The organism is Corynebacterium sp. HMSC071B10, assembly GCF_001814825.1.
GTDB lineage: Bacteria > Actinomycetota > Actinomycetes > Mycobacteriales > Mycobacteriaceae > Corynebacterium.
On sequence record NZ_KV817943.1, the window covers coordinates 1 to 10,662 of the forward strand.

General features: G+C 60.9%; 11 protein-coding genes and 2 tRNA genes. 6 read left to right on the forward strand and 7 right to left on the reverse strand.

Annotation, left to right across the window (positions count from 1 at the left end):
• Positions 1–383: 383 nt before the first annotated feature.
• The 4 genes from HMPREF2990_RS00980 to HMPREF2990_RS00995 all read right to left on the reverse strand — a co-directional run bounded on the left by HMPREF2990_RS00980 (position 384) and on the right by HMPREF2990_RS00995 (position 3,820).
• Positions 384–929: a hypothetical protein gene (locus HMPREF2990_RS00980; RefSeq protein ID WP_070762254.1), complete on the reverse strand. Its 546-nt coding sequence runs from the start codon at positions 927–929 to the stop codon at positions 384–386.
• 745 nt (positions 930–1,674) lie between these two features.
• Entirely contained in the window at positions 1,675–2,025 is a 351-nt protein-coding gene (locus HMPREF2990_RS00985) for a FluC/FEX family fluoride channel (RefSeq protein WP_070762255.1), read from the reverse strand.
• Between the two features lie 2 nt (positions 2,026–2,027).
• Positions 2,028–2,378: a CrcB family protein gene (locus tag HMPREF2990_RS00990; protein WP_070762256.1), complete on the reverse strand. Its 351-nt coding sequence runs from the start codon at positions 2,376–2,378 to the stop codon at positions 2,028–2,030.
• 23 nt (positions 2,379–2,401) lie between these two features.
• On the reverse strand, positions 2,402–3,820 hold the full coding sequence (locus HMPREF2990_RS00995; RefSeq protein ID WP_070762257.1) for an alanine/glycine:cation symporter family protein: 1,419 nt from the start codon (positions 3,818–3,820) through the stop codon (positions 2,402–2,404).
• Between the two features lie 275 nt (positions 3,821–4,095).
• On the opposite strand from HMPREF2990_RS00995, the gene pgm reads away from it, so the two are divergent.
• Positions 4,096–5,754: a phosphoglucomutase (alpha-D-glucose-1,6-bisphosphate-dependent) gene (pgm, locus tag HMPREF2990_RS01005; RefSeq protein WP_070762259.1), complete on the forward strand. Its 1,659-nt coding sequence runs from the start codon at positions 4,096–4,098 to the stop codon at positions 5,752–5,754.
• A gap of 2 nt (positions 5,755–5,756) precedes the next feature.
• Here the strand turns inward: pgm and HMPREF2990_RS01010 are convergent, their stop codons facing one another.
• Positions 5,757–6,344, reverse strand: a complete 588-nt coding sequence (locus tag HMPREF2990_RS01010; RefSeq protein ID WP_070762260.1) for a class I SAM-dependent methyltransferase — start codon at positions 6,342–6,344, stop codon at positions 5,757–5,759.
• Positions 6,345–6,379: 35 nt separating this feature from the next.
• Here HMPREF2990_RS01010 and HMPREF2990_RS01015 point away from each other — a divergent pair, with 35 nt between their 5' ends.
• From HMPREF2990_RS01015 to HMPREF2990_RS01030, 4 genes are all read left to right on the forward strand, one after another.
• Complete coding sequence (locus HMPREF2990_RS01015) at positions 6,380–6,907, forward strand: MauE/DoxX family redox-associated membrane protein (RefSeq protein WP_083316908.1); 528 nt, start codon at positions 6,380–6,382, stop codon at positions 6,905–6,907.
• Between the two features lie 91 nt (positions 6,908–6,998).
• Entirely contained in the window at positions 6,999–7,739 is a 741-nt protein-coding gene (locus tag HMPREF2990_RS01020; RefSeq protein WP_070762261.1) for a DsbA family protein, read from the forward strand.
• A gap of 112 nt (positions 7,740–7,851) precedes the next feature.
• Positions 7,852–7,924 (forward strand) — tRNA-Ala (locus tag HMPREF2990_RS01025).
• Between the two features lie 26 nt (positions 7,925–7,950).
• Positions 7,951–8,023: transfer RNA gene (locus HMPREF2990_RS01030), tRNA-Ala, on the forward strand.
• Positions 8,024–8,087: 64 nt separating this feature from the next.
• On the opposite strand, the gene HMPREF2990_RS13150 is transcribed toward HMPREF2990_RS01030, so the two are convergent.
• Both HMPREF2990_RS13150 and HMPREF2990_RS12245 read right to left on the reverse strand, forming a co-directional pair.
• Entirely contained in the window at positions 8,088–9,392 is a 1,305-nt protein-coding gene (locus HMPREF2990_RS13150) for a replication protein RepA (protein WP_246817381.1), read from the reverse strand.
• Between the two features lie 376 nt (positions 9,393–9,768).
• Positions 9,769–10,032 (reverse strand): ribbon-helix-helix protein, CopG family, encoded by a 264-nt coding sequence (locus tag HMPREF2990_RS12245; RefSeq protein WP_083316909.1) that lies wholly within the window; start codon positions 10,030–10,032, stop codon positions 9,769–9,771.
• Positions 10,033–10,222: 190 nt separating this feature from the next.
• Here HMPREF2990_RS12245 and HMPREF2990_RS12610 point away from each other — a divergent pair, with 190 nt between their 5' ends.
• Positions 10,223–10,519, forward strand: coding sequence for a hypothetical protein (locus HMPREF2990_RS12610; protein ID WP_070588582.1), 297 nt, complete (start codon positions 10,223–10,225; stop codon positions 10,517–10,519).
• The last annotated feature ends 143 nt before the right edge of the window (positions 10,520–10,662 follow it).

Consider the following 10,662-nt stretch of genomic DNA (forward strand, 5'->3'; position numbering starts at 1 on the left):
GAGTAGGTTACCGCCGACCCAACAACTTCAAACAAAAGCACCCCGCACACCGGAAACACCCCGGCGTGCGGGGTGCTTTCTCGTTGTACCCAGGTGTGTCTGTATGCCCCTGGTGTGTTTGTATGCCGCGGGGGTGGTGTGAGGCCGGGTTTTGTGTAAATGGTGTACGTGTGTCCCCCGGGGGGCTGGATTCATTTTGTAACGAGCCCGCATTGCAATGGTGTTGTGCCTGGTTGCTGGAAATTCGACGCAATATTATTTCGGCCTCCCGCGGCGCGGCACCACGACGGTGCCCAACCGAGCCACCGGCATTGAGATGCCGAGGGTATGCCCAACCAAGGGATTTAAAGATCCAGTAGCGCCTATAACTCTAGGGCCACAGCCTACGAGAAATATCCTTTCATGTACTCCTGCGATCCGACGCCCACCGAGTCAAAGCACTCGGCCATTTCGACCTCTTCCTTGAGATATTCCAGCTCGTCCTTATCCCCGCCGTTCTCTGCTTCCCCTACATCGTCTATCGCGTTTTCAAGGGCATACCGTTGCCATACGGTGAGACCTAAGTTCTCGAAGACATAACTAGACGGAGCCTCAGCTTCATTGATTCTGGCTCCTCTATTGAGCGTTTTGAGCAGCTCTGCGCATTCAATAGCGTTCATATGCGACAGGTTGCGCCCTTCCCACTCGACATCAACACCATCTTTCTTAGGGTTAGTTGCAAATTCCATGAATTCGACCCCGCCGGGTCCAACGTGCACCTGAATACGCGCACCATCAAAGTAGAGGGTGGTGTCAGTCGAACCGCGCTCAGGTTGTCCTAGGACCGCTTGCACCTGCTGGGCAGTATCGCCAAACTGGATAGTGTGTTCGCCGGTAGGCGTTTGGAAACGAACGCCTACGTGTGAGATCAATTGGATCGGGGCACGCATCGGAACTCCTTCGTCGTGAACAAGTTTGCTCTGAGAATACCCTCCAAACAGCCCACACAGGCAGGAACAGTGCTGAACAAGAGGCTGCTGAGTTACGAAGCGTCCTGCGCGTTCACGCGCTAATCGTGCCAAGTAGCTCACGGATGCAGAAAGGTTTGCCAGCTTCAGGAGGAAAACACCCGTCTAAAGGAGGAATGCGAGTTTCTGCACAAGCGGCCAAACATTGCATGGAAGAGACATACCGGTGATCCGCTTCCGGTTTGTCGATGATCACCGCACCGAGCATTCGTTTAAACAGGGGTCAGGCCCCCGAGTATTATCTCACTCAGCCCGTCACCACAGGGGCGTAGAAGAAGCGGAACAAAACCCAGGACGCTTCACTGCTGCCGGATAGCCGGTTGCAACATCACGACCACCGAACCTGCTAAGGAGGCTTCACCACGCGCAAGGCCCCGGCCCCAGTAGGCCCGGACGACAACAAATTAATACGGCCGAGTCGCTGCAGTCGGCTCGGCTCCGGTGACGGTGACGGTGGCGGTGGCGGTACCAACTACTCGGAACAGGGCAGTACCGAGTTATCGCAACATCGGCACCAAAATGCTGCAGCCGACACCCCGGGGGCTGGATTCATCTTGTAACGAGCCCACATTGCAATGGTGTTGTGCCTGGTCACTGGAAATCCAGCGCAACATTATTCCACCCTCCCGCGGCGCGACCCCACTCATTGCACCGTGTACCGACGCAATCAGGCTCCGAACGCCCGCGCGCCCCAACGCATGCCGAAACCGGCGGCAACCAGGCCCAGCAACGCGGTCGCCAACGCGTAGCGCAGCGCCTCCGAGTAGTCCTTGTCCTTGATGAGCTGGCCGAGTTCTTTCGCCAGCGTCGACCAGGTGGATAACGCCCCCGCGAATCCCGTGCCCACCGCCATGGCGACAAGCACACCCTGTCCGTAGACGAAGCCGAGGACGGAGCAGGCCACCATGTTTGCCGCCCAGGTACCCACGCGCGGTGCGGGGATGCGGGACAGCGCCCAGCGGGCGATACCTCCCAGGAATCCGCCGATGAAGATGCCGGCGACAACAAGAAGATCCATGGCTAGCTCTTTGTGGTTTGGCGGTAGGGGTGGGGTGAGGTGGCGTCGGCAAGCAGCCAGGCACCGACGCAAACAACAAAGCTTGCTACGACTAGACCGAGGGCCCAGATGGCGCTCGAGTGTATGGCGGCAACTGCCATGGCGGAGAAGGTAGTGAACCCGCCGAGGAAGCCGGTGCCGAAGAACGGTCCCGGCTTGAAGTAGCCCATGGCGAACGCGCCAACCGTGTTCACGGCGAGCGTCGCAATGGCGGCTGGGCCGGGGGCTACGGCGAGCAACGCGGCACGCAAAAGCGCCCCCAGTGCGGCACCGAGGCCGACAAGGAGCGCTTCGCGGAAGGTGTTGCCCTGCATGCTCTACAGGGTAGCAGGGTGGATTACTGCCAGTTCATCCCTTGCTGCTGGACGAATCGGGCGACCTCGTCCGGGTCCTTCTTCAGCTTCGGGTCGAACTTGAGGTACTCGCGGGTCTCGCGGGCAACCAGGCCGGAGAGGATGAGCAGACCTACCAGGTTCGGCAGTGCCATGAGGCCGTTTGCCAGGTCGGAGAAGGTCCAGACCAGCTCGAGCTCGGTGGTCGCGCCCAGGAAAGCGACGACGGTGAAGATCATGCGGTACGGCACGCTCGCCCACTGGCCGACAAGCGACACGACGGAACGCTCACCGTAGTAGGACCAGCCCAGGATGGTGGAGAAGGCGAAGAAGATCAGGGAGACCGAGACGATGGTGCCGCCCCAGTGGCCCGGGAGACCTTCGGCGAAGCCGGCTGCGGTCATCACGGCTGCTTCTTCGCGGCCCATTTCCCAGGTGCCGGCGGTGACGATGACCAGGCCGGTGATGGTGACGACGATGATGGTGTCGATGAAGGTCTGGGTCATGGAGACCAGGGCCTGGCGGACCGGGTGCTCCGTCTTTGCGGCTGCCGCCGCGATTGCAGCGGAACCGAGGCCGGACTCGTTGGAGAAGATACCGCGGGCGACACCGAACTGGATGGCCAGCATGATACCGGAGCCCACGAAGCCGCCGGTTGCGGCGGTGCCGGTGAAGGCGTCGGTGAAGATGAGGGCGAGGGCCGCTGGGACCTGGTCTGCCATCATGATCAGGACGACGAGGCCGCCGACGACGTAGATGACGATCATGAGCGGGACGAAGGCAGCTGTGATCTTACCGATACCCTCAATGCCACCGAGGACGGCAGCGCCAACGCCGAAGAAAATGATGATGCCGGTGACCAGCGGGTCCAGGCCGAAGGCGTCCTCCATACCCGCGGCAATGGAGTTGCCCTGGGTGAGGTTACCGATGCCGAAGGAAGCAAAGATGGTGAACAGCGTGAAGGCCAGCGCCAGTACCTTACCCAGGCCGCCGGGGATGCCGCGGCGGAGGTAGGTGTGCGGGCCGCCCTGCTGCTTGCCGTACTTATCGGTGGTGCGGAAGCGAACACCAAGGTAGGCCTCGGTGTACTTGGTGGCCATGCCGACGAGGCCGGTCATCCAAATCCAGAACAGGGAACCGGGCCCACCGATCGAGAGCGCGGTGGCGACGCCGACGATGTTACCGGTACCGACGGTGGCGGCCAGGGCTGTGGTGAGCGCCTGGTAGTTGGAAATATCGCCCGCGCCGTCGCCGTTCTTATCGACGAAAGCGTGCCGCATTGCGCGACCAAGCGTGCGGAACTGGATGCCACCGAGGCGGACGGTCAGGAACAAACCGGTGCCAAGGAGCAGCGGGATGAGGACGAACGGGCCCCAGACGACGCTGGCAATCCCGCCGAGAAAATCATTCAGCGATGAGGACATAACTCCACATTTCATGCTCGGGTTAGGGGGACAACACTTCCTCTCGCAGCACCATGTGTGACTGGTGCCACAGAAGTTGGTGGTAATAGTAGCCTGTCGCACTATCAAAAGTCATGTGTTTGGCGAAGGTTTTTAAACTTTCCCCAAGGTTCCCCACAATTAGGTGGGGCAGCGCGGGCATTGGCATGGCAGAAAGTGTGGTTAGCGGGGAAGATGGGGCGTAAAGGGCGTCGAGAAGCGGCGCGCCTTGCAGTCCGAACATAAAGGAGCACCCCATGGCACACGAACGCGCCGGTCAACTCGCCCAACCCGCCGACCTGATCGACATTGCGGAGCTGGTCACGGCCTACTACACGCGCGAGATTGACGCGCAGGACCCGGATCAGCAGGTCAGCTTCGGTACCTCCGGGCACCGCGGTTCCGCGCTGGACAACGCGTTCAACGAGCAGCACATTCTGGCGACCACGCAGGCCATCGTGGACTACCGCCGCGCGAACAGCATCGGCGGGCCGGTCTATATCGGCCGCGACACGCACGCGCTTTCCGAGCCGGCGATGGTGACCGCGCTCGAAGTGCTCATTGCCAACGAGGTGCCAGTGCTTGTCGACGCGGCGGGGCGCTACACCCCAACGCCCGCGGTCTCCCATGCGATCCTGTCGCACAACGCGAAGCTTTCCGGCGGCGTAACCGGCACGGACCCGCAGCGCGCCGACGGCATTGTGATTACACCTTCGCACAACCCGCCGCGCGACGGTGGCTTCAAGTACAACCCGCCCAGCGGTGGACCGGCTGGTGCGGATGCGACTGATTGGATCGCCAACCAGGCCAACGACTACCTGGCCCGCGGGCTAGACGGCGTGCGTCGCGTAAGCGTGACCGGTGTGCTTGATGAGCGGGCCGAGCGCTTCGACTTCCTCGGCACGTACGTTGATGATCTGCCGAACGTGGTGGACATCGACGCGATTCGCACCTCCGGCCTGAGCATTGGCGCGGACCCGATGGGCGGGGCATCCGTGGACTACTGGGGCGCGATCGCCGAGCGTCACGGGCTGAACATGGAGGTGGTGAACCCGAACGTGGACGCCACGTGGCGGTTCATGACGCTGGATACCGACGGCAAGATTCGCATGGACTGCTCCAGCCCGAACTCCATGGCGTCGCTCGTGCATAACCGCGACAAGTACGGCATCGCTACCGGTAACGACGCGGACGCGGACCGCCACGGGATCGTCACCCCGGATGCGGGCCTGATGAACCCGAACCACTACCTGGCGGTGGCCATCGAGTACCTGTTCAGCCACCGCGAGGGTTGGGCAGAGGGGACCGCTGTGGGCAAGACGCTCGTGTCTTCTTCCATGATCGACCGCGTCGTCGCCTCGCTCGGCCGCACACTCGTTGAGGTCCCGGTGGGCTTCAAGTGGTTCGTGCCAGGGCTTATCGACGGGCAGATCGGCTTCGGTGGCGAAGAATCCGCGGGTGCTTCCTTCCTGCGCAAGGATGGCACTGTCTGGTCGACAGACAAGGACGGGCTGATCATGGATCTGCTGGCAGCAGAGATCACAGCCGTGACCGGCAAGACGCCGTCGCAGCGCTACGCGGAACTGGCCGAGCAGTTCGGCGCGCCCGCCTACGCGCGCATTGACGCCCCGGCTAACCGTGAGCAAAAGGCGACGCTGAAGGCGCTGTCCCCGGAGCAGGTCACCGCCACCGAGCTCGCCGGCGAACCGATCACCGCGAAGCTCACCGAAGCCCCTGGCAACGGTGCCGCCATTGGCGGGCTGAAGGTGACCATCGAAAACGCCTGGTTTGCCGCACGCCCCTCCGGCACCGAGGACAAGTACAAGATCTACGCGGAGTCCTTCAAGGGCGAGGCGCACCTGAAGGAAGTGCAGGAGGCGGCGAAGGCCGTGGTGGCCGACGTGCTCGGGGAGTAGGGCTACACCGGGCGCGCGAGCTGGGCGACGAGAAAGTCGGAGCCAGGGTGAAATGGTAAGAGTTCCCAGCTCTCGTAGCAGTTCTGGACGTTGAAGCCCACCTTTTCGGCCGAAGCGAGGAAGTCGTCGAACGTCCAGCCGCGGCCCGCGCCGAAACCGACAAAGAGGCGGCCGCCGGGGCGTAGCGTGCGGAAGATGTTCGCGAGCGCCGGTTCACGGCCCGCCGGGTCGAGAAAGCCCATGACGTTTCCCGCGCAGACGGCGACGTCGATGTCGCGCGCCGGGATCTCGTCAGTGGAGAGGTCGCCGACGACCCAGGTGGCGTCGGGGAAGTCCTCCTTGGCGTGGCCGATGAGCACCGGATCTATATCGGTACCGAACACCTGGTGTCCGCGCTGAGCGAGGTAGCCGCCGACCCGCCCGGTGCCGCAGCCGGCGTCGAGGATGCGGGCGTGGCGGGGCGACGCGGCGTCGATAAGCCTGGCCTCGCCGTCGATGTCCTTGCCTTGCGCGATGAACGTCTTCCAGCGCTGGGCGTATCGCTCGGAGTGGGCGGGGTCGGCGGTGGTGAGGTCTTTCCAGGTGGTCATAGATCACATCATATCTTGCGGAAACTGTAGGGTCGATGGCCACCCGCTGCGCTACGCTGCTTATTGTGACGACACAAACTTCCGCCGCTGCGCCCGAGAACAACCAGGCGCGCAGCACGCGCGCGCTGGTTCTCGACGTGCTCTCGGCCGCCGCCCGTTTCTTCATGGCTTACGTGTGGATCAGGGCTGCGATCCCCAAGATCGGCAATGTGATGGAGATGACGCAGTCCATCGCCGCGTACGAGATTTTCACCCAGGAGTGGTCCTACATTCTTGCGCAGCTCATCGGCCCGCTCGAGCTGGCTGGCGGGCTGCTGCTCCTGCTGGGCATCAAGCTCCGGCCGGCCGGTTGGGTCTCCATCGGCGTGCTCGTCTTGTTCATTATCGGGCTGCTGTCGGCGTGGCAGCGCGGGCTCGAAATTGACTGTGGCTGCTTCGACCCGAGCGCGGGTGCTGTCGTGGACACGAACCTGCTGCTCGTTGTTGCGCGCGACGTGGCGTTTATCGCCATTACCGCGTTCATGATCTACCGCCCGTTCAACCGCTTTGCCATCTACCCATAATGTTGACGCGTGCCGTATAATTCGCTGCGTACTTTCGTGCGCGGGGGCACGTCTCGAGTATCACCCGCACCAAGATTGAGGAGAACCCACATTGACCACCCGTAAGGTCCAAAACCCGAACTCGAAGGGCGGCGCTGGCTTTATCTGGGCCATCGTGGCCGTCATCGCGATTGCGGTGCTGGTAATCGGCATCATCGTCTACAACGGCAAGAGCGACCGCAAGGATGCGATTGCTGAGGGCATGATCGATACCGAGGGCATCAGCGCTACTTGGAACGAGGGTGATGCCTTCATCACCCTGACCGGCGAGGGTGCTGAGGGTGCGCCGAAGGCGGATCTGTTCGAGGACTTCTCCTGCTCCCACTGTGCTGATCTGGAGACCGAGACCGGCGAGCCGATGATGGAAGCGCTGAAGGCCGGCGAGATTGAGGTGGACCTGCGCCCGATGGTCTTCCTGGACGGGCAGCAGCAGGCGTACAGTCCGGGCCACTCCACGGCTTCGCTCGCAGCAACGCTCGCGCTGTTCGCACGCGGCGAGACGGATGCGGCGATGAACCTGCGCTACTACCTCTTTGAGAACCAGGCGCAGGCGTACAACAAGTTCGAGGCTGATGACCTGGCTGACCTGGCGAAGGACTACGGCGCTTCCGACGAGGCGCTGCAGGACATCCGCGACGAGAAGTACGCGGAGGCCGCCAAGGAAATGTCGGACGCGAACCTGAAACTCCAGGAAGAGCGCACCGGTGAGGGCTGGACCCCGCGCGTCATGGTTGACGATAAGGACATCGACGGCGACCTCGGCCAGTGGGTCGAGACCCTGAAGAACAGCTAGCCCACTTTCGGCCACGTGCGCGCCCGCAGGCGATTTGGTTCGCCCGCGGGCGCGCGTGTATATTTAGCAAAGTGCTTCACGCCGGTTATGCCGGTGTAAGAAGAGCCGAATTGGGGCTATGGCGCAGTTGGTAGCGCACCACACTGGCAGTGTGGGGGTCACGGGTTCGAATCCCGTTAGCTCCACTTGTACAACTTCATACCGTTTCTACGGGGCTATGGCGCAGTTGGTAGCGCACCACACTGGCAGTGTGGGGGTCACGGGTTCGAATCCCGTTAGCTCCACTTCGCAAGAAAGCTGCCCGGCCGGAGTAGGCCGGGCAGCTTTTTCGTTGCTGTGGCTTGAGCGCTAGCGCATTGCCTGGCGCATGCCTTCGAAGTAGGCGTTGCCGTCGCTGCCGGTGTAGCAGGGGCTGGACTGTACCGGCCAGCTGTCACGGGCCTGTTCACAGGTGAAGAGTGAGCCGTAGGGGCCCATGGTCGCGTATTCCATCTGCGGGCCTGCCTGCTGCTGTTGCTGCTGTTCGGCGGCAGCTTGTTCGGCGGCAGCCTGCTCCGCCGCCGCCTGCTCAGCCGCGGCCTGTTCGGCGGCAGCCTGCTCCCTCGCCGCCTGCTCGCGCTGAGCGGCTTCGCGCTCGGCCTGTTCGCGGTCAGCGGCTTCCCTCTCTGCGGCGCGGCGCGAGGAGGCTTCGGCCTCTCGCTTCTTCGCCGCTGCCTCGGAGGAACGTTCCGCTGCTGCCGAAGAGGATGCGGCGGCCGCCGAGGACGCTGCTGCTTCTTCGGCTTCCTTTTCCTCGCGGTCAAGCCGGTCGAGGGCTGCGTTGAGTTCTTCCTGGTCGATGAGACCGTTGCCGTCGGCGTCGTCGGAGGAATCCAACTTGTGGCTCAGGGTGCGCATGTCCCAGGTGAAGGTGTAGGTGTCGCGGTTGTTTTTGGCCAGCCAGTATTGCTTGAGGGTAAGCCAGATGTAGATGTCCATTGACCGCGGCTTGGTCAGCTGGCGCAGCACGTTGAGGTCAATGGGGATGGGTGCTTCTGCGATGTGCTGGAAGAACTGTGGTGTGAGCTTGAGGTAGCTTTCGACGAAGCTACCTTGATTAGGGTCACGCGTATCGAACCACAAGTCCCATTCGTCCAGGATTTGCGTGTGCTTTCCTCGTGCTCTGACTCCATCATCGGACTTAACCGTAATGCGAGAGTCGGACAGGCGAATCAATTGTTCTCGGACGATGGTGATTGTCCCCTTGGCTCCGCCAGTTCCGCGCTTGCCGATACCAATGGAGCTAAGGAATTGGTTCATGGAGTGGCCGAGGGGGATGCGGAACGCTTCTTCCTGGCTGATTTTCCCCTCTTTGAGTCGTCCGGCGTTTTCGACTGCGCGGGTAATCAAGTACGCCATGATGAGTCTGGGGTACTTGCCGTAGGGAAGTCCCTCGCCTGAATACACCACGATTTTCCCCGACGGGGTGATGATGACGCGTTCCTTATCCTCGGTTTTGCGATAAGGAAAAAGTGCTTGGACGAATAGTTTAGAGGTGTAGCCGACGTCCTGGGCTTGGAGGAGTTCTTGTGCGGCGTCGTGTTCTTGCCTGCGGGCTAGTTCTTTGACTGCTTCGAGCTTGGCGCGGAGTTCGTCTCGGGCTCGGGGCTGCATGCTGTCGTGTTCTCCTTTCGGATTATCGACACCGCCCGTGTTGTGCTTTGCCCGCTGTCCGTGTGGAAGTGGTAAGGTCTTACCTGACACGGTCGGTGTCGTATTGTTTTTGGACCCCCGCTAGAGCGCCAACTCTATGATGCGGGGGTTTCCTCATGTTTTGAGGAATGTGCGCGCCCTGGACTTGAACCGAGGGTGTGTGCCGCTCGCGCTGCGCACCCCATGAGTGTGAGGCGCGGCTTTTTATTTTCTCCGCCTATTAAATCACATCAGTGTGACTTACTGAGGATTTAGTAATGGTGGCGGCTTTTGCCAAGAAGCCTTATCGGCTGTTTGCTTTGATGAAGCTTGCTCGGAACCTAAGGCATTAGTGGAGTCACTGTTGTTCTTCGGGCTCGTCTTTTAGCCCGTTGAGCATTATTTGGTTAAACAAGTTGTTGATTGTCTTCTCTTCGAAGTCTGCAGCCACTTGATTCCAATGGAATTCTTCTAGTTTGGGAAGCATGGCTGTAATAGCCATTTTTAAGTAGAAACCTCGACTACGTCCTGTCCTACCGCAGAGAGCGTCGAGTCGTTCAATGATTTCATCTGGCATCCGTACAGACACCACACGTCCGGAAGGGTGGGGTCCTTGTTTCATATGAAGTATCCTCTCCTTGGCAGCGATAGTAAACATTGTTTACCATTGCTGCCGCTCTTGGGACTGTCGATAGAATTGTTTAATCGACACTGTGTAAACATTGTTTACTATACGCAAGACTGGTGGAGTCTTCTCAAACTCTTTAACAGCATCATGAGCGGCGCGCGCCACAGAGAGGGAGGACGCCTCCGTGGACGCACTGCCATTTATCAATTCCATCAACGACTTTTCCGACTGGTGGCAGTTAGCACCCTTCGCCTTGCCAGTCTGGATGCTCATTGCCCAGATACGACGCGCAGGACTGGTGGCAGGAATCATCAGAGCGTTAGGCGGAGTAATCGCCTGGGTAATCATCTGGTTCTTCCTCACCTTCCTCGGCGTGATGGTTTGCTCCATGGCTGACCACTACGAGCGCGCTACGGACGAGACCAACGACTCGCCCTACTCCAACACGTACGAAGACGCGCCCGCCAACCTCGGTGAGTAGTACGACCTGAACGAGCAACAGTAGCCGCAGCCGCTAACGCCGAAGACTGTCTTTCTCTCTACTGACTACTGGTCGCCATTGTCATCGGCATCATCGCCGCCAGCGCCCTTAGTTGGGGTTGCCCGCAAATGGTGGACACGTAG

Coding starts and splice junctions, on each gene's coding strand:
- HMPREF2990_RS00980 (WP_070762254.1), bottom strand. CDS start 929: ATGCGTGCCCCGATCCAATTGATCTCACACGTAGGCGTTCGTTTCCAA.
- HMPREF2990_RS00985 (WP_070762255.1), bottom strand. CDS start 2,025: ATGGATCTTCTTGTTGTCGCCGGCATCTTCATCGGCGGATTCCTGGGA.
- HMPREF2990_RS00990 (WP_070762256.1), bottom strand. CDS start 2,378: ATGCAGGGCAACACCTTCCGCGAAGCGCTCCTTGTCGGCCTCGGTGCC.
- HMPREF2990_RS00995 (WP_070762257.1), bottom strand. CDS start 3,820: ATGTCCTCATCGCTGAATGATTTTCTCGGCGGGATTGCCAGCGTCGTC.
- pgm (WP_070762259.1), top strand. CDS start 4,096: ATGGCACACGAACGCGCCGGTCAACTCGCCCAACCCGCCGACCTGATC.
- HMPREF2990_RS01010 (WP_070762260.1), bottom strand. CDS start 6,344: ATGACCACCTGGAAAGACCTCACCACCGCCGACCCCGCCCACTCCGAG.
- HMPREF2990_RS01015 (WP_083316908.1), top strand. CDS start 6,380: ATGGCCACCCGCTGCGCTACGCTGCTTATTGTGACGACACAAACTTCC.
- HMPREF2990_RS13150 (WP_246817381.1), bottom strand. CDS start 9,392: ATGCAGCCCCGAGCCCGAGACGAACTCCGCGCCAAGCTCGAAGCAGTC.
- HMPREF2990_RS12245 (WP_083316909.1), bottom strand. CDS start 10,032: ATGAAACAAGGACCCCACCCTTCCGGACGTGTGGTGTCTGTACGGATG.